At 73.4% G+C, this 18,773-nt stretch carries 12 protein-coding genes and 1 pseudogene; 5 read left to right on the forward strand and 8 right to left on the reverse strand.

What is annotated here, in order from left to right; translation table 11 throughout:
• Window positions 1–128: 128 nt before the first annotated feature.
• The 4 genes from AQJ11_RS34785 to AQJ11_RS34800 form a co-directional block, all read right to left on the reverse strand.
• On the reverse strand, window positions 129–848 hold the full coding sequence (locus tag AQJ11_RS34785) for a hypothetical protein (protein ID WP_059265901.1): 720 nt from the start codon (window positions 846–848) through the stop codon (window positions 129–131).
• A gap of 27 nt (window positions 849–875) precedes the next feature.
• Window positions 876–1,718, reverse strand: coding sequence for an alpha/beta fold hydrolase (locus AQJ11_RS34790; RefSeq protein WP_059265902.1), 843 nt, complete (start codon window positions 1,716–1,718; stop codon window positions 876–878).
• Between the two features lie 359 nt (window positions 1,719–2,077).
• Window positions 2,078–3,088, reverse strand: a complete 1,011-nt coding sequence (locus tag AQJ11_RS34795; RefSeq protein WP_059265903.1) for a LysR family transcriptional regulator — start codon at window positions 3,086–3,088, stop codon at window positions 2,078–2,080.
• A 613-nt stretch (window positions 3,089–3,701) separates the two neighbouring features.
• Window positions 3,702–5,711 (reverse strand): AfsR/SARP family transcriptional regulator, encoded by a 2,010-nt coding sequence (locus tag AQJ11_RS34800; RefSeq protein ID WP_059265904.1) that lies wholly within the window; start codon window positions 5,709–5,711, stop codon window positions 3,702–3,704.
• Window positions 5,712–6,162: 451 nt separating this feature from the next.
• On the opposite strand from AQJ11_RS34800, the gene AQJ11_RS34805 reads away from it, so the two are divergent.
• Entirely contained in the window at window positions 6,163–7,551 is a 1,389-nt protein-coding gene (locus AQJ11_RS34805; protein WP_059265905.1) for a dihydrolipoyl dehydrogenase family protein, read from the forward strand.
• A gap of 189 nt (window positions 7,552–7,740) precedes the next feature.
• On the opposite strand, the gene AQJ11_RS34810 is transcribed toward AQJ11_RS34805, so the two are convergent.
• From AQJ11_RS34810 to AQJ11_RS34825, 4 genes are all read right to left on the reverse strand, one after another.
• Window positions 7,741–7,989, reverse strand: a complete 249-nt coding sequence (locus AQJ11_RS34810) for a DUF2630 family protein (RefSeq protein ID WP_059265906.1) — start codon at window positions 7,987–7,989, stop codon at window positions 7,741–7,743.
• 162 nt (window positions 7,990–8,151) lie between these two features.
• Window positions 8,152–9,417 carry a flavin-dependent oxidoreductase gene (locus tag AQJ11_RS34815; protein WP_208616693.1) on the reverse strand — a complete coding sequence of 422 codons (1,266 nt, stop codon included), beginning with the start codon at window positions 9,415–9,417 and terminating at the stop codon, window positions 8,152–8,154.
• A 157-nt stretch (window positions 9,418–9,574) separates the two neighbouring features.
• Complete coding sequence (locus tag AQJ11_RS34820) at window positions 9,575–12,472, reverse strand: ATP-binding protein (protein WP_059265908.1); 2,898 nt, start codon at window positions 12,470–12,472, stop codon at window positions 9,575–9,577.
• A gap of 245 nt (window positions 12,473–12,717) precedes the next feature.
• Window positions 12,718–13,704, reverse strand: coding sequence for a LysR family transcriptional regulator (locus AQJ11_RS34825; RefSeq protein ID WP_059265909.1), 987 nt, complete (start codon window positions 13,702–13,704; stop codon window positions 12,718–12,720).
• 467 nt (window positions 13,705–14,171) lie between these two features.
• On the opposite strand from AQJ11_RS34825, the pseudogene AQJ11_RS34830 reads away from it, so the two are divergent.
• The 4 genes and pseudogenes from AQJ11_RS34830 to AQJ11_RS34845 all read left to right on the forward strand — a co-directional run.
• A pseudogene (locus AQJ11_RS34830) lies at window positions 14,172–14,468 on the forward strand (WhiB family transcriptional regulator); the annotation flags it as partial.
• A gap of 4 nt (window positions 14,469–14,472) precedes the next feature.
• Window positions 14,473–14,931, forward strand: a complete 459-nt coding sequence (locus AQJ11_RS34835; RefSeq protein ID WP_014669428.1) for an SsgA family sporulation/cell division regulator — start codon at window positions 14,473–14,475, stop codon at window positions 14,929–14,931.
• A 135-nt stretch (window positions 14,932–15,066) separates the two neighbouring features.
• Entirely contained in the window at window positions 15,067–15,912 is an 846-nt protein-coding gene (locus tag AQJ11_RS34840) for an alpha/beta fold hydrolase (protein ID WP_014669429.1), read from the forward strand.
• A gap of 111 nt (window positions 15,913–16,023) precedes the next feature.
• A complete protein-coding gene (locus tag AQJ11_RS34845) occupies window positions 16,024–18,744 on the forward strand; it encodes an ATP-binding protein (protein WP_244218505.1) in 2,721 nt (906 codons plus the stop codon).
• The last annotated feature ends 29 nt before the right edge of the window (window positions 18,745–18,773 follow it).

The following is an 18,773-nucleotide window of genomic DNA, read 5'->3' on the forward strand; positions in this document are numbered from 1 at the left end:
AGGCCGTTCGGGCGGCCGGGCGGTTCCGGGGCTGTGCGGCTCGGTGCGGGGTACGCCGCCGTGCACCGGTCCGCCGCGGTGGCGCCCGTCTCGGCCGGGGCCACCGCGGCGCGGGTGCGCCGTGCGGGTCAGGACACCGCGACGTTTTCGAGCCGGACCGAGACGACGAGCGGCTCGGGGATCTTGTGGCCCTCGGCGTCGCGGCTGTAGATCATCCGTGTGGTGGGGATGACCAGGCCGGAGACTTCCTGGTGGCCGGAGACGTAGTGCGCGGCGGGGGTGTTGCCGGCGATCTCCACGCTGTAGTCGCGCCGGCGGATCAGACCCTGTGCGTCGACGTAGACGGTCTGCTCGGTGCTGAGGGTCGCGATGCTGTCGGGGAAGGTGATGTGCAGGCGCCGGAACTTCTCCCCGTCCTCCGTCCACGGACCGATCTCCTCCGTCCGCACGCCGGGGTAGGTCAGCGAGAGCGGCTCGGCGAGGTACGTCCACATGGCACTGCCGGAGAAGTAGGCGAGCTGGAGCCTCGTCCACGGGGTCATCAGGTCGTGGCCGGCGAAGGACGCCCGCGGATCGGTCAGTTCCTCGACCACGTTGCCGTCGGAGTCCTCCACGGCCACGCGGTCGGCGGAGAACACCGTGTGGTGGTCGGGGTGGAAGAACGGCTTCTGGGTGACGTACTCGCGGCGCAGGTCGACGGTGACGTCGACGTCGTTGAGGGCGCCGGGGTGGCCCTTCATGCCCCACAGGGCGCCGCCGAAGAACTGGCGCGCGGTGATCCGGCTGGCCTCTTCCCAACGGGAGCGCCCGCCGTAGGCGTCGAAGATGGTGCTGAGCAGGTCGGACATGGTGTTCTCCTGATGACGGGGCGGGGATCAGCCGAGGAAGGCGTTGACGTCCTTGGCGGCTTCGGCGGGGTACTGGAACAGCGAGGCGTGGGCGGCGTCGGGGTAGATCCGGATCTGCGCGTCCGGGATCAGACCGGCCATCAGGTAGCTGTTCTTCGTGGGGATCATCAGGTCGTCGTCGCCCTGGATGATGAGCGTGGGGCACTGGATGCCGGTGAGGCGCTGCAAGGCGGAGTGGTCCGGGATGCCCCACTTCAGTACGGCGTCGTACTGGGCGTCACGCGAGGCGATGCTGCTGGGCACGTCCCGGCCCTCGGTGCGGGCCGTGAACCGGCCGAGGAACTCCACGCCCTTGGCCTGGCTGGTCTCGGTGTGGGCGAAGAAGATGTAGAGCAGGTCCTCGCCGGTGGGCACCTCGGCGCGGGCGTGCGTCTCGATGTCCTTGCGCCAGCCGTGCATGCCCGGGGCACCCTTGGGGCCGGTCCCGGCGAGGACGAGACGGCGGACCAGGCGGGGCCTGACCAGCGCGATGTCCTGGGCGGCGAAGCCGCCGATGGAGAAGCCGAGCAGGTCGATCCGCTCCAGGCCGAGGGCGGCGGTGAAGGTGATGATCTGCTGTGCCATCTGCGCGATGGTCGTGGCGAAGGGGCCGGTGGAGGAGGCGACGCCGGGGTAGTCGACCAGGATGACCTCGCGTTCGGCGGCGAGTGCGTCGACGAGCGCGGGGTCCCAGTTGTCGAGGTTGCCGGTGAAGTGCTGGAGCATGACGAGGGGGACCTCGCCGCCGGAGCCGAGCCGGCGGTAGGCGTAGCGGACACCGTCGGCCTCGACGAACTGCGTAGGAGCCGTGTGGTGGGTAACAGCGGACATGTCTCTCCCTGCCGGAACGGGATGGGAATCTGGGGGTGGTGCAGCCGGGGCGGCCTTCCGCGGGCTCGCCGTCCGTTTCGGATCGGGCCACGCGCTGACTCCGGAACAGCATGCGGAATGGGGAGTGGAAACTTTGTGGTGCGTGTCTTGACCGGACGGTGGGGTGCCTTGACCGGACGGTGGGTGTCCTCGCCCGACCGTGCGGGGCGGCCGGGCGGGGTGTGGGCAGCGGACGCCGTACGGGGCAGGGGGCAGGCGGCAGCCGGCCCGGTGTTCACCCCACCGGGCGGATGTGCCGAGGGCGGCCCTCTCCGCGGCGGGACGGCGCCCGGCGGGCCGGACCCGGCGCGGGGAACGGGTCAGACGACGGGGGGCGCTTCCGGGCCGCTCCCCGCGCGCCGGACGAGGGGACCGGTCGCCTCCGGGAGCCGCCAGACGTCCCCGTGCGCGGCGGCCAGGGACCGGGCGGCGTCGCGACAGGCCGCCACGAAACCGGCCACGGCCCGGGAGTCGTCGTCGCGCCGCCAGACCACGCTCATCGTGCCGGACAGCCGCTCCAGCGGCACGAACGTCACGCCCGGATACCCGGCGAACCGGAACGACCCCGGTACGGCGGAGACCCCCAGGCCGGCCGCCACCAGGTCGGCGACCGCCGAGGGCGCCGTGGGCACCGGGGTGATGCCCACCCCCTCGGCCGCTGCCGCGGCGTCCAGCTGGGCCCAGCAGTGGCTGCGCTCGCGCACCGGAAACAGCACGGCTTGCGCGCCCAGCGCCGCGAGCGACATCGGCTCCGTCGCGGCACCGGGATGCCCCTGGGCCAGGAGCGCGCTGGTGCGCTCCTCCACCAGTGCCTCGCAGGCCAGCCCGTCCGCCACCGGTGGATCCCAGGTGAGGACGGCGTCGACCCGCCCGTCGGCGAGAGCCGCCGCCTGCTGCCCGTCCTGCAGCTCCACGACCGACACCCGCGTGCGGCCGGACCACAGACGGCGTACCGCTTCGGCGAGCAGCCCGCCCGGTGGGCTGGGCATGGGGGCCGAGACCGTCAGGAGGGCGGGTCCGGCGTCGGCCGTGGACCGGGCGGCCCGTACGAGGCGCCGGTTGTACGCCAGGGCGCGTTCCGCCTCCGGTACGACCGTCCGGCCGGCCTCGGTGAGTTCGGCACCCCGAGGTGTGCGGACCAGCAGGTCGGTCCCCAGCAGACGTTCCAGCCGGCGCACCTGCCTGCTGAGTGCGGGCTGGGCGATGCCCAGGCCAGCGGCGGCATGCCCGAAGTGCCCCTCCCTGGCCACGGCGAGAAAGGCGCGCAGCAGCCTCGGGTCGATGTCCGGCTCGGTGACGGCCGGCAACGCGTCCGCCTCATACGTGTTCACAGCGGGCTGCTCTTTCTGACAGGGGCCGTGGTGGGCTCGGCAACCGACGTGCTTGTGCCGCCGCGGGGGTCCGGCGCACCGGGAAGGCATGCCGTACCGGCACCGTCCGATGACGAATCCGTCTTGGACGCGCCGGTCAGGCTCTGCATGCAACAGGGGTCGTGGCCGGCCGGGCGCCGTCAGGACAGGCTGCCACGGCCGGTGAGCCCGCGGTGCTTCCCCACGGCGAACGCCGCCTGGACGGTACCAGGTTGGCCCGTGGCGGCCCGAGCGGGCCCGTCGGTGAGACGGGCTCACGCCAGGCGCTCCCTCCCCGGGCGCCCCTGGCTCGTCGCCCGTGCCGGCGAGCCGGCGGGTGTGGGCCGTCTCCGGCCGCGCGCCGCGCCGTACGGTCGGCGGGGCGGTACCAGGTTGGCCCGTGGCGGCCCGCGCGGGCCCGTCGGTGAGACGGGCTCACGCCAGGCGCTCCCTCCCCCCGGGGGCGCCCCTGGCTCGTCGCCCGTGCCGGTGAGCCGGCGGGTGTGGGCCGTCTCCGGCCGCGCGCCGCGCCGTACGGCCGACGGGGCGGTACGGCGACCGGCCCGCCCGCACACCCTCGCCGCACGAGGTGTGTTCAGAAGGCCCATTCCTCCAGGTGTGCGTCGGCCCGGCCGGGCACCGGCCGCGCCACGGGCCGCGCGGACCGACGGGAGTGGACGTACGAGCGCCGCGGAGCGGCCGAACGGTCCGCTTCCCCGGCACGGTGGAGCTCGGCCGCGTAGGCCAGCACCAGGTCGTGCGCGCCGTACCGGTCACGACCCCGGATGTCCAGCAGGCGGGCGCGCACCAGTTCCCCGACAGCCGTGGCCGCCGCGTCCCGCGAGATACCGGCCGCGCTCGCCAGGCCGGCCGTGCCGACGTCGCGGGCCCGGTGCCGGGGCAGCAGACGGAAGACCCGCTTGGCCTCGGCACCGAGCGTCCGGTAGGACCAGGAGAAGACACCGCGTACGGCGTTCGCGCTGTCCTCCTCGTCGAAGCCGCCGAGGCTGCCCTGCGCGGCGGCCAGTTCGGCGGCCAGCCGGGTCAGCGGCTGCTCGGGGCGGCTCGCCGCGCGGGCGGCGACGAGAGCCAGGGCGAGCGGCAGCCGGCCGCAGCGCGCCACGATCTCCTCGACGACGGCCACGCCGACGTCGGTCCGCGCGGGGCCGACACGTCGGAGGAAGCACGCCGTCGCCTCGGCCACCGAGGGCAGGTCCAGGGAGAGCAGCCGTGCTCCGTGTGCGGCGGCCAGACCGATCAGCCGGCTGCGGCCGGTCACCACGACCATGCACTCGGAGGTTCCGGGCAGCAGCGGTCGTACCTGGTCCGCGTCGAGCGCGTTGTCGAGCACCACGAGCACGCGACGCCCGGACAGGACGCTGCGGTAGAGGGCCGACCTGGCCTCCAGGGAAGCGGGGATGCGGTGCCGGTCCACGCCCAGGGCCTCCAGGAACCCGTGCAGCACCTCGCCCGGATCCGCGGGGTCGCCGTGTGCGGCGAAGCCGCCCAGATCCGTGTAGAGCTGCCCGTCGGGGAAGTCCCCCGCCACGCGGTGGGCGAAGTGGACCGCCAGCGCCGTCTTGCCGACCCCGGGGATGCCGTCGACGGCCAGGACCCGCAGGCCGGCGCCGACCCGGTGCGCGGTGTCCAGCGCCTGGTCGAGGGCAAGCTCCCGTCCGGTGAAGAAGGGCAGGTCCGGCGGTAGCTGGGCCGGCTCGATCCACGGCGGCCGGGAGCGCGGGAGCGGTGCCGCGGGCGGTGCGGCGGACCCGGTGGACGCCGGCCCCCGGGGCTCCGCCGGGCTGCCGCGCAGGACGCTCTGGTGAGCGGCCCGCAGCTCCGCCCCGGGATCGACCCCCAGTTCGTCCGACAACCGGGCCCTGATGGTCTGGTACAGCATGATCGCCTCTGCCTGCTTGCCGTCCGCGGCCAGCACGAGCAGCAGGGACGCCTGGAGCGCCTCGTCGAGCGGGCAGCGGTCGGCGGCCTGTCGCACGGTCAGCAGGACGGAGCCGGCCCGGCCGCAGCGCAGGGCCGCGGTGGCCGCCTCGCACACGACCGGAGCGTATTCGTGTTCCACCATGGCGAAGGCCGGGTGCACCGAGGCGACAGCGCCCAGGTCCTCCGCGCAGTGGCCCTGCCACAGGTCCAGCGCCTCCAGATACCTGTCGACGGCCGCCGGAAGGTCGCCCGTGGCGGTCGCGGCGCGGGCCCGCCGGACGAGGTCGCGGAACCGGAGCAGGTCCAGACCGTCCGCGTCGACACGCAGCAGGTAGCTCCCTGCCTGCCGGACGAGCCACCGGCCCGACGACCTGATCGGCAGGCCCGGTTCGAGCAGCCGCCGCAGCGAGCCGACGTACCGGTGGACCGCGTTCACCGCGCTGACCGGTGGGTCGCCGTCCCACAGCAGGCCGATGAGTTCCGTCAGCGGGACGGGCCGTCCCGCGCCCGCCAGCAGCGCGGCGAGGAGCAGGCGTTGCTGGCGCGGGCCGAGCGGGAGTTCCTCCCCGGCCCGCCAGGCCCGCACCGGACCCAGCAGTGTGAAACGCACCGCTTGTGCCGGCCTCTGTTCTTCGCCGATGCGTCGACGCGGTGTCACGGGCATCGAGGCGTCCTCCTTTCACCGTCCGGACGGCGTTCCGGCAGCGGGTCCGCCGCCTGCGCGCCGCCGTACCCCTCCATCGAGGTGGTGCTCCGTCCGGCGGCCACGCCGAAACGCTAGGTCCGGGCCGCTCGACGGTCATCAGTCGGTTGACTCACCGCGGTGAACGGAACCCGGCCGCCCGCCGCCAAAGCCGCCGCACCGCCCGTGACGACCCCGCGACCTGCGTCCGGGGACGGTCCCGCGGGCGTGTCGCCCCGCCCCCGGTGTCCGCCGTTCCGCGCCCCGTCACGGCCGGGCGGCGAGGGTTTCCCGCATCGCGCCACGGTGTGGCTAGTCATTCGACTGATGCGTCCACCTGTCAGAGCGGCGAACCTGGACCCGGGCGGCCGGTGTGTGACGCGCCGGCCGCCCCGCCCACCACTTGTGCACGGCCGAGGAGGACGGAGAGGGAATGAACGCTGCGGAGGAACTCGTGGAAGACGTGGACCTGCTGGTGGTGGGTGGCGGCAAGGCCGGCAAGACGCTCGCCATGGACACCGCGCGGGCCGGCGGCAGGGTGGTCATGGTGGAGCGGGGCATGATCGGCGGCACCTGTATCAACGTCGCCTGTATCCCCACCAAGACGCTGGTGACCAGTGCCCGGCTGGCCCGCAGGGCCGGCAGCGCCGAGTCGCTGGGGCTGCGGCTGGGCACGCCCCGGGTGGACCTGGAGCTGCTGCGCGCGCACAAGGACGGTGTCGTCTCCGACATGGTCGAGCTCAACCACCGGCAGTTCCTGGACAGCGGCATGGACTTCGTCCTGGGCACCGCGCGTTTCGTGGCGGAGCGCACGGTGGAGATCCACCTCAACGACGGAGGCCGCCGGGTCGTACGCGGCACCGACGTGGTGATCAACACGGGGACGACGCCGCACATCGCGGCCATCCCCGGACTCGCCGAGGCGGAGCCGCTGACCAGCGAGAGCATCATGGACCTGCGCCGTGTCCCGGACCGGCTCCTGGTCCTCGGCGGCGGTTACGTGGGACTGGAGTTCGCCCACATGTTCGCCGCGTTCGGCAGCCGGGTGACGGTCCTGGAACGCGGCCCCCACCTGCTGCGGAGCGAGGACCGGGACATCGCCACGGCCCTGGCGGAATACCTCCGGGAGGACGGCGTCGAACTCATCGCCGACGTCACGGTGAAGGAAGTGGTCCGGGAGCGGCAGACGGTGCGGGTGCTGCTGGAGGACGGGCGGACCCTGACCGCCGACGACATCCTCGCGGCGACCGGCCGGGACCCCGTCACGCGCGACCTCGGCCTGGAGGCGGCGGGGGTGCGGACCGACGACCGCGGGTTCGTACGGGTGGACGACCGGCTCGCGACCGACGCCCCGCACACCTGGGCGGTGGGCGACGTGGCCGGCAGCCCGCAGTTCACCCACGTGTCGCTGGACGACTACCGCATCGTCAAGGCCAACATCGCCGGCGGTGCCCGCAGTACGGCCGGCCGGCTGGTGCCCTGGAACCTGTTCACCGACCCGGAACTCGCCCGCGTCGGCCTCACCGAGGAGCAGGCCCGCGCCACGGGCCGTCCCATCAGGGTCGCGAAACTGCCGGTCAAGGCCATCCCGAGGGCGCGCACACTGCGGGACACGCGGGGGCTGTGGAAGGCGGTCGTCGACCGGGACACCGAGCAGATCCTCGGTGCCGCCCTGCTCGGCCCGGAATCGGCGGAGGTGCTGTCCGTGGTGCAGACGGCCATGTGGGCCGAGATGCCGTTCACCCGTCTGCGGGACGGGATGATCGCGCACCCGACCATGGCGGAGGGACTTAACGCGCTGTTCGCCTCCTGGGTGGACTGAGCAGCCGCGCCGCTCCCGGCCTCGCCTCGCCGGCAGCGACCGGAACTCTTCGGTCGCTGTCGGCGTGCCCGGCAATCGTGCACGTCACAGGCGTCCGGACGGGGCATCAGGGACTCAAGCGACCCAACTTCCGGATACACCGCGCGGTCCGCGCCGGCCTCGCGCGTCCCGCCGTGTGCCACGGCCCGGTCAGGACTGGTAGTTCTCCACCTGGGACTGCGGCCGCACGTGGGCCCCGTCGGGGTCCTCGCCGAACTCGGCCCTGGCCCGCCGCTGCCGCAGCAGGTCCCAGCACTGGTCCAACTCCCGTTCGAGCGCGCCGAGTCGGTCGCGCTCCACGGCGCGGTCCGCGCCGGCCGTGGCGAGGGCGTCCCGGAGTCTGCGTTCCTCGTCCGCCATCTCGGTGATCCGGTGCAGGATGCGCTGGTCGGTTCCCATGGGTGTGTCTCCTGGTTCATCGGGGGTTGTGCGGCCTGGCCGTGGCGCGTCGGACGCGGCCGGGTGACGACGAACGTCACCTGACGCGGGCCCGACGCGGCAACGGGACGCCTCGACCCCGATTCTTCCCTTCCCCCCGTCCTGGGTGATCCGTCGATCGACTTACCGGCTCGGCCGGAAGCCGTCGGTGAGGTGACCCGGGACCGTCCATGACGCATGGCCGTTGACCTGGGCCACCTCCGCCTGGGTCAGCTCCTTGTAGCCACGTGCGATCTTCTCGGCCTCGTCGGCGGGCAGGGGACCCCCGTGCTCCGCGGCGCGTGCGATGATCGCCTCCGGTCCCAGCTCCCGGTTGCCCAGCACGATCGCGTTGACCAGCGGGCGGCGCATCTCGTCGTAGCGGCGCAGCGCGGCGTCGGGGTCGCTCTCCCGGGCCAGGCACCAGGCGAGCACCCGGCCGTCGACGATGGACTGGGACCCGCCGTTCATGCCCATCGGGAACATCGGGTGTGCGGCGTCGCCGAGCAGGGTGACCCGTCCGAAGCTCCACCGCGGCAACGGGTCCCGGTCGAGCATGGGGTACTCGAAGACAGCCGAGGACCGCTCGGCCAGCGCCTCCAGGTCGATCCAGGGCAGGCTCCAGTCCGCCAGGCCGGCGCGGGCCTCGGCCGGGGTGATGCGGCGGTTCGAGCGGTCCAGCGCGTCGGCGGAGCGTGCGTGCCGCACCTCCAGCACCCAGTTCATCAGGGCTTCGCCGCCCTCGGTCGCCGGATCGTCGATCGGATAGGCGACGAACTTCTCGCCGGGTGTGCCGCCGGCCACCACGATCGAACGGCCGTCGAGGATGTGCGGGAACCGCGCGATCCCGCGCCACATGTGGACGCCGTTCCAGTGGGAGGGCCCTTCACCGGGGTACAGCTGGGCGCGGACGGCGGAGTCGATGCCGTCGGAACCGATCAACAGGTCGGCGTCCTCCGTCGTCGGCTCACCGCTCGTCCGGTCCAGGAAGCGGGTCCGGATGCCGCCGGCCGTCTCCTCGAAGCGCTGGAACAGCAGGCCGGTGCGGACGGCGTCCGGCCCCAGGCGCTCGCGCACCGCCGCCAGCAGCATCATGTGCAGCCGCCCCCGGTGCACGGAGTACTGCGGCCAGGCGTAACCGGCCGCGCGTCCGAGCGGCTCCTCCCACACGGGTGCGCCGGTCCGGTCGTGGTAGCTCAGCCGCCGCGGGGGCAGCGCGATGGCGGCGAGTTCGTCGGCCAGGCCGAGTTCGGCGAGTTCCCGGACGGCGTGCGGCAGCAGGTTGATCCCCACGCCGACGGCCTCGATGGTCCGCGCCGCCTCCCGGACCCGCGGCCGGAACCCGGCGGCGTGCAGGCTCAGGGCGCAGGTCAGGCCGGCTATGCCCCCACCCACGACGCTGATTCTCATCGGGCCGGTCCCGGCTCGGACAGGTGTGAGGGCGGGGTTGCGTCGGTGGAGTGCATGTGCGCGATCATAGCCGAGCCCAAGTCCGGTCAGTGCCCGGTCACTTGTTCCGCAGACGCACACGTGTCACCGTGGCGCCGGCCGCCTTCACATGTGCGCACTACCGCCGGCTCACCAGCCGTGACGGGGTCTCGTCGGGACCGGCGACGGGGCGCGCAGCCGGCCTGCTCACGGTGCCGGACGCGTGGTCCGGTGTCCCCTCCCGCGGGCTCTGGGCGCGGCTGAGCGCGTCGCGGAGCTGTGTCCGGCTGCTGACCCCCAGCTTGGGGAACGCCTGGTACAGGTGGAAGCCCACGGTCCGGGCGGACAGCAGCAGCCGCTCGCCGATCTGCCGATTGGTGAGCCCCGCCGCCGCCAGCCGCGCGATCTGCAACTGCTGAGGGGTCAGGCGCTCCACCGACCCCGGATGCCCCTCCGCGTCCCGCACGGGTACCCCGCAGGCGCGCAGCTCCCCGGCCGTCCGCTCCACCCACGGATGCGCCTTGAGCCGCTCGAACACCGTCAGCGCCCGCGCCAGTTCGGCCCGCGCCTCGCTCATCCGGCGCCTGCGGCGCAGCCACTCACCGAACTCCAGCGACACCACCGCCCGCTCGAACGGCCACTGCTCTCCGACCGGGTCCCCCACGACCGTACGGAACAGCTCCTCCGCCTCCTCCCCCTCGCACAGCAACGCCCGCGCCCGTCCGACGATCAGCCGCAGCCGCGGCGACATCCCCTCGCCGACCCACCGCTCGACCGCGTCGACCGCCTCGACCGCTTCTTCCGGCCGCCCCACCCGGACGGCAGCGGCCGCCAGGTCCCCCACGCCGTAGAGGGAGCAGTGGTAGTGCACCGGCCGCGGGTCGGGCCCCGCCGTGAACAGCCCCCGCAACAACTCGAACTCCAGCGCGTGGTCACCCTCGGCGGCGGCCACCGCCGCACGCACCATCGCCATGCGCACACCCAGCGCCCGGCTCTCCGACATGTCGAGCCCCCGCACGGCCCGCGCCATCAGCCCCCGGGCGTCCTCCCCGCGCAGGGCCAGCACCATCGCGCTGACGTACACGGCCACCCAGGCCGCCGCCTCCAGCCCGTTCTCCTCCGCCACCCGCCGCGCGTCCTCAGCGGACTCGCACGCCGCCTCCCAGGCACCGGCGTCGAACTGTGCCAGCGCCAGCGTCTGTCCCACCATGGCGCTGGAGCCCGCGGTCGTCACCGTCCGGAGACGTTCCATCACCGCACTCAGCAACCGCACCCCGAGCGCCGTCTCGTCCAGGATCCACGCCGCGCCGCCCAGCACGCTCAGCCGTCCGGGCACGCCGTCCGCCTCGGCCGCGGCGCGATGCAGTGCCGCCAGCGCACCGCGACGGTCGCCGAAGGGATCGCAGCAGGCGCGTGCCCACACCTGTTCGTACGCGCTGCCCACCTCGCCCGGGACACGTGCCAGCAACTCCTGCGCCTGGCGGCGGAAGACCTCGTCACCGCTGCAGTACAGCACCACCGCGCTGTGACTGACCGCGTCCAGCGCCGTCACCGGTGAGGCGTCCATCATGTCGGCGGCCAGCGGCAGCAGTTGGGAGAGCGCGGCCTTCTGCCGGCCGGTCGCCGCCAGCGCCCAGCCTCTCCGCAACGCCGCCTCGGCCAGCATCCCGGGGTCGTCCGTCGCCGCGGCCACCTCGCCCGTCAGCGCCTCGACCCACCACGGCTCGCCCGCGTGCACGGCGAGATCGGACGCGTCCAGCAGCCGCCGCGCCCGCGACCATCCCCGTTCGCTCAACTGTGCCGCGCGCTCCAACGCCGCGGCCGCCACGCGGTAGCCGCCCCGCCGACGTGCCCGGTCCGCCGTCTCCACCAGCGCGCCCGCGACGGACTCGTCCGGCGCCAGGGACGCCGCGGCCCGGTGCCAGGCCCGCCGGTCGGGATCTCCGTCCAGCCCGTCGGCCAGCCGCAGATGCACCTCGCGACGCTCCGCGAACGACGCGGTCGCGTACACCGCGGACCGCATGAGCGGCTGCCGGAACTCGACCCTCCCGCTCACCAGACGCACCAGTCCCGCGTCCTCCGCGGCCGCCCACGCCTCGGCCGCGCCACCCGGCACCGACGCCGCCGCCGACAGCGCCGCCCTCATGTCCGGTCCGTCCGCGGCCGCCGCGAACAACAGCACCCGGCGTGTGGCCTCCGGCAATCCGTCCAACCGTTCCGCGAACGCCTTCTCCAGCCGGGCCGGCAGCGAGAATCCCGCCCCCACCGCCGTGTCCCACCCCGGGAATCCCCGCTCCTCGGCATCCCGCGCCAACTCCATAAGGGCCAGCGGATTCCCCGCCGCCAGCCGCAGCACCTGCCCGCGCACGCGGCCCCGGGGAACCACGGGCTGCGCGTCCAGCAGGCGTCCGGCCGCTTCCCCGGACAAGGGACCGAGCGGCACCGGCTCGAAGTCGGGCCACCCGGGTCCGGACACGCCGTCGCCGCGTACCGCCGCCAGCAGACCCACCGGTTCGCCGGCTGTGCGTCGCGCGACGAACAGCAGGGTCTCCAGGGAGGCGTCGTCCAGCCACTGGAGGTCGTCCACGAAGATCGTGACCGGGCGGTGGCTCGCCGACGCCAGCAGCAGGTTCAGGGACGCGAGTCCGACGAGCAGCCGCTCGTCACCGCCTTCCGCGTCGGCGGTACGGGCAGCCGCGTGCCGCATGCCGAGGGCGCGGGAGAGGGCGGCGCCCTGCGGAGCCGGCAGCTCGGGCAGGTGGTTCAGGACGGGTCTCAGCAACTGGTGCAGGGCGCCGTACGCGAGCGTTCGCTCGGCCTGGCTGCCCGCGCAGCGGAGGACGGTCCCGCGTTGGCCCGCCTCCGCGGCCACGGCGTGCAGCAGTGCGGTCTTGCCCATGCCGGGCTCACCGACGAGGAGGAGGGCGCCCGCGTCCTCGGCCCGATTCGGGAAAAGGCCTCGCAGGACACGCGATATCTCCGGCTCGCGCCCGATGATCCCGTCCAGTGGGTCCTCTTCCACGCGTCCACGGATCATTGTTCCTCCCCGGCTCCTCACAATTGTTCGGAAGCTATCACGGAATACCCGAGGGTCCGGGTTCTTCCTTTTCGTCGGGAAGTCAACAACGCTCCGGAAACGGCCCTTCCAGAGAAAATCAAGAATTTCCGCAGAAAGAGGGGGTGCATTCCAGATTCATTCCACAACCCGTCCGCGCGGACCGCCGCCGCCCTGCCGTGGACACGATCCGCGATGTCCCGCGTCGGCGCAAACCCGGGCTCCCGTCAACGTGGCCGGAACACTGCGGGTTGTCTCCAGATCCCGGGGTGCGCGGCGCTCAGCCCGGCCGCCGCGGACCGGCAGGACGCCACGAAGGCCTCGGCGACGGCGGAGCCGTCACCGCCGTGCCGCACGACGCTCATCCGGTGGTGCAGACCGGGCAGCGGTACGAAGGCCACGTCCGTGTAGCCGGCGAAGCCGAAGGACGCCGGTACCACGGACACCCCCAGGCCCGCCGCCACCAGGTCCAAAACGGCGGAGGGGGCCGTGGGCACGGGAGTCAGCCGAACCTGTGCGGCGGCGGCCAGCTCGTTCAGCGAGTCCCAGCAGTGCCCGCGTTCTCGCACCGGGAAGAGGAACGGGTCCTCGGTCAGCGCGGCCAGGGGCATCTCCGCCGCCCCGGCCCAGGCGTGGTGCCGGCTCACGAGTGCGCTGGCGCCCTCTTCGAGCAGTACCTGCCCGTGATCGGCGTACGGGTCCCCGCCCCAGGTGAGAGCCGCGTCGATGCGGCCGTCCCGCAGTGCGGCGGCGACATCTCCGTCGTCCAGTCCCACGACCGAGACCTGCACGTCCGGGTGCGTGGCACGGAAATGACGCACCGCCTCGGCCAGCAGGCCGCCGGGAGGACTGGGCAGGGGAGCGGAGATCGTCAACGTGCGCGCTCCGTACCGACCTGCCGCCGATCTCGCCATGCGGACGAGGCGGCGGTTCTGGGCGACGGCCTGTTCGGCGTGCGGCAGTATGAGCCGTCCCACACCGGTCAGCCGGGCGCCCCGGGACGTGCGGGTGAACAGGGTCGCCCCCAGCAGGCGTTCGAGTTGCTGCACCTGCCTGCTCAACGCCGACTGCGCGACCATGAGACGGTCCGCGGCCCGACCGAAGTGACCTTCCCCGGCGACGGCCAGGAACGCCCGCAGCAGTCGTAGGTCGATGTCGGGCTCGGAACGCGTCACCTGGAGATCCGCCAGGGTGACGGGGGAGGAGTCTGTCACTTCCGACCTGCCTCGGTCTGTTGTGTACGGAACCACTTGGGGCACGGATACGCGCACGGGCGGCCGTCGAACGGTCAGTGGCCGCGGCCTCGTTCAGGTTAGGAGCCCTCACCCCGCGATCCATCAGTCGACTGACTGTGCCTTCCCAGAGGGCGGCACGCCGACGTCCGGGTCACGGGACGTCCGTACGTCCCGCCTTCCGGGCATTGGTGCCGGCACCCGGCGCACGCCAGGGCATCGCTCTGCGCCAAGCGGTCAGTCACACGACGGATGCCCGCCACGCGCCGGTCCGAAAGGCTGGTGGGAAACACAGGCTCGTCGCGGAGGTGGCGATGGACGCGTTCGACGGGGCACGGTCGTGGCCCGCCCCTACGGCACTCCCGTCGTGGGGTCCGCCCGGCCCCGGGAGCCGGCGCGCCCTTCCGGCTCCGGACCGGTGGGCGCGGTCCGGGGGGACCTCTGCGGCCTGGCAGCGGTACGCGATGTGCCGGTTCGAGGACCCGGAGCTGTTCTTCCCGGTCGGCGAGGCAGGACCGGCGCTCGGGCAGATCGAGGAGGCCAAGGCCGTCTGCCGGCGATGCCCGGTCGTCCGCACGTGCCGGGCCTGGGCCCTCGACCACCACGAGGAGGCGGGCGTATGGGGCGGCCTCAGCGAGCAGGAACGGCGGGCCATCAGGACACGCGCGGCCCGCGCGGCACTTCGGCGCGTGCCCCCGGAGCCGCCGCCGTCGAACCGGACCCGAGACCGACAGAGAGGACGCTGACCAGATGACCGAGCACGCACACCCTTCCGATCGCGCCCACGGCAACCCCCTGGGCACCCTCGAACTCCTCACCACCCTCCAGTTCCGGCCGGTGCCCCCGGGACACGCCGGCATCGACTGCCGGTTCGGCTACAGCGTCGACGACCCGTTCGCGGTGCGCATGGACCTCCTCGTGACCGCGGAGACCCGCGTGACCTGGGTGGTCGGCCGGGACCTGCTGAGCGCCGGCACCGACCGGCTCAGCGGTGAGGGCGACTGCAAGGTGTGGCCCTCCACGGGGCCGGGCGGGCGGCCGTCGCTCCACCTGAGGCTGGAGAGCCCGCACGGGCACGCGACGTTCGCGGCCGACCTGACCGTGCTGCGCCGATGGCTGGAAGACACCTATGCCATGGTCCCCTCCGGCAGCGAGGGCGCGCTCCTGGACTGGGCCACCCTCACCGAGAGCCTGCTGCCGCCCGTCTGAACCCGGGATCTCGTTCCGGTCACGCCTTCCCGCATGGTCAAATGCCCGATGCCCCGGACCCGGCCCGTGGTCACACTCGACGGCATGCGTTGCTCCCATCCGAGCGGGAAGCAGGACCCCGGCGAAGGACCCGACATGTACACCGACGCACCGAACCACGTCGTCGACGCCGCCAACGGCGTCAGATACGCCTATCGGCGCTGCGGCCCCTCCGGCTCACAGCCGCCGCTGCTCATGCTCCACCACTTCCGCGGCACCCTGGACAGCTGGGACCCGGCACTGGTCAACGCCCTGGCGACGGAACGCGACGTGATCGCCTTCGACAACGCCGGGGTCGGCCTGAGCACCGGCCGCACTCCCCGCACCATCGCGGAGACGGCCGTGGACACCCTGGCCTTCATGACCGCCATCGGGGTACGGCAGGCGGACCTGCTGGGATTCTCGATGGGGGGTTACACGGCCCAGGAACTGGCCCTGCTGCGCCCCGCCGCCGTCCGCCGCCTGGTGCTGGCGGCCACCGCCCCGCGCGGCGGCCCGGGCGTCCCCGGCCGGCCGGACGACGTCTTCGCCCGCGCGGACGTCGACCAGCCGAGCCTGGAGGACTACCTGTATGCCTTCTTCAACCACACCGAGTCCAGTCAGCGCAGCGGGCTGGAGTTCCTGGGCAGGTACATCGAGCGGGAGCACGACCGGGACCTGCCGGCCGGCCGAGCGGCCAGGCAGGCGCAGTACCAGGCGATGACCGAGTGGGGCGTCCCGGAACACGGCGCCCTGCGAAGGCTCTCCGCGATCAGGCAACCCGCGCTCGTGGTGCACGGGGACAACGACTTCGTCATCCCGCCCGGCGCGTCCCGTCTGCTCGCGGGCCTGCTGCCCGACGCACGGGTGAGAACGTACCCCGACTCCGGCCACGGCTTCCTGTTCCAGCACCACGAGGAGGTCGCGCGGGACGTGCTGGCCTTCCTGGCCGAAGCGCCCTGAAACCCGGCCGATACCAGTCGACCGACAGATGCGTCCCCCGCCCGCCGGCAGCCACCATATGAGCGCCGGCAGGGGCAACCGCCCTCCGGCGTGGGAGGAACGTTGTCGCTGGTGGGCCGTACGTCCGAGTTGCATGCCCTGGAAGCACTGCTGGTCGAGGCGGAGAGAGAAGGAGCGGCGCTGCTGTTGCAGGGCGACCCCGGGGTGGGGAAGACCGCGCTGCTGGACGCCGCGACCGCCCAGGCCCGGGCGGGCGGGCTGCGCGTGCTCCAGGTCGTCGGGGTCGAGAGCGAACAGGAACTCGCGTTCTCCGCGCTGCACCAGCTCCTCTATCCGCTGTTCGACCACCTCGCGGGGCTCCCGGCCTTCCAGAGCGTTGTGCTGGAACAGGCGCTCTCCATCCGCGAGGGCTCGGCGCCGGGACGCTTCGCCATCTCGGCGGCGGCGCTGGCGCTCCTCCAGGCCGCGTCCAAGCTGCGGCCACTGTGCGTGGTGGTGGACGACGTGCACTGGATCGACCGCTCCAGCGCCGAGGTGCTGACGTTCATCACCCGCAGGCTCAGCAGTTGCCGCGCGGCCTTCGTCATGGCCGCGCGCAGCGGAGCGCACGGCTTCCTCGACCCCACGGGCCTGCGGGTGATCGACGTGGGTCCGCTGCCCGTCCCCGACGCGCTGGTGCTGCTCGACAGCAGTCACCCGGGGCTGGCCGAGACGACCAGGCGGCGCCTGCTGGACGAGTCCGAAGGCAACCCGCTCGCCCTGGTGGAGCTGCCGAGCCAGCTCACCGACGCCCAGCGGGACGGTGTCGAAGCCCTGCCGGCGAACCTGCCGCTGAACAGCCGGCTGGAGAGCGTGTTCGCCGACCGCGTCCGGCGGCTCGGCTCCGTGACACGGTTCGCCCTGCTGCTGACGGCCCTGGACGGAGAGCGCCCCGGCAATCTGGGGGACATCCGGGCGGCCTTCGGCGTAGGGAGCGAGGAGTGGGACGACGGCCTGCTGGAGACGGGCGAGCGCACCGGACTGGTCCGCGTCGACCACGTCGCGGAGCAGGTCACCTTCCGGCATCCCCTGGTCCGCTCCTGTGTGGTGCACATGTCCCCGGCCGGACGCCGCAGGGCCGCGCACCGGGCCCTCGCCGAGGTCCTGAAGACGGAGCCGGAGCGGCGCGCCCTGCACCTCGCCCACGCGGCGGACGACCCCGACGAGGCGGTCGCCGTCGAACTCACCCGCGCCGCGGAGCGGGCCATGGCCCGTGGCGGCGCCGCGGAGGCCGCCACGGCGTACCGCCGAGCCGCCGAACTCAGCCAGGACCCCACCGAACGCGTCCGCCGCCTGGAGCAGGCCGCGTTCGCCGCCGGTATCGCCGGCCTCCTGGGCACGGCTCACGAACTGGCCGGCCAGACCACGGAATCACTGCGCGGCGCGGCGGCCGCCGGCTACGTGCAGTTCCACCGGGAGGGAGACATCGACGCGGTCTACCGCATCCTGCCCTCTGCCATGGAGGCGGCGCGCGCGAGCACCGCCCCGACGGACGTGGACGCGTTCGACGACGCGTTCTACGTCCTGCTCAACGCGGCGGTGTGGGGAGGCCGTGCGGAACTGTGGCCACCCGTGTACCGCGCGCTCGACCAGATCTCCGAGCCCGCGCGCATGTGCTTCGACTGCGTCGCCGATCCGGCGCGGACCGCTCATGACGTGCGGGAGCGGCTGGACAGGGCGACGGCCGCGCTGTCTCCCGAGACGCCCCTGTGGCGCGTCAACTGGCTGATCTACACGGCCATGTACCTTGACTGCTTCACCTACTACGACGGCGTGTGGCGGGAGGCCGTCGGGCACAGCGCGTACGACAGCCTGCGCTTCGGCGTGGTGGCCAGGACCCACGAGGCGTTCATGCGGGGTGAGTGGGACAAGGTCCAGGCGATCGCGTCCCAGGGCTTCGCGGACGCCACCGAGCACGAGTACCACCTCATCCACATCATCTTCACGTACGGACTGGCCATGGTCGCGTCCGGCCGCGGGGACGAGGAAGCGCTGCGCCGCCACTGCGACACGATCACCGCGTGGGCCCAGCCGCGACGCATGCAACTGCTGATGTCCACGGTGAACGAGACCTGGGCCCGCGCCGCGGTCGGCCGCGGGGACTTCGAGGAGGCCTACCTGCTGACCTCCACGCTGACCCCGCCGGGAGAACTGCCCTCGCACTTCCCGCACTTCTCGCGCGTGTTCCTGGACCTGGTGGAGTCGGCGATGCGCACCGGCCGGACCGGGGCGGCCCGCGCACACGTCGAGGCGGGCCGGAAGGCGCGTCTGGACGCCATCTCGCCGCACCACGAGCTCATCCTCGCCGCGGCTGCCGCCGTCGCCGCGCCCGACGAGGAGGCGGGCGCGCTGTACGAGGCGGCCCTCGCGGTGCCGGACGCCTCCCTGTGGCCCTTCGATCACGCCCGGGTCCGGCTCTGGTACGGAGAGTGGCTCCGCCGGCGCCGGGAGTACACGGCCGCGCGCGTCCAGCTGAGCCTGGCACTGGAACTGTTCGAGCAGCAGTTGAAGGCTCCGCTCTGGGCGCAGCGCGCGCGGGACGAGCTCCGCGCGGCCGGCGTGGGCGTCGGGATCGCCGACGCCAGGACCGGCGTGAAGATGAGCGCGCAGGAGCGTCGTATCGCGGAACTCGCGGCGAGCGGCCTGTCCAACAAGGAGATCGGCCGGCAGCTCAACATCTCGCCCCGCACCGCCGGCGCCCACCTCTACCGGGTGTTCCCCAAGCTGGGCATCACCTCCCGCGCCGCCCTGCGCGACGCGCTCAAGGCCTTCGACGAGGCCGGCGGCACGTGACGGCCGTGCCGCCGGTGGTCCCGGACCCG

The sequence above is a fragment of the Streptomyces corchorusii genome, from assembly GCF_001514055.1.
Taxonomy (GTDB): domain Bacteria; phylum Actinomycetota; class Actinomycetes; order Streptomycetales; family Streptomycetaceae; genus Streptomyces; species Streptomyces olivaceoviridis.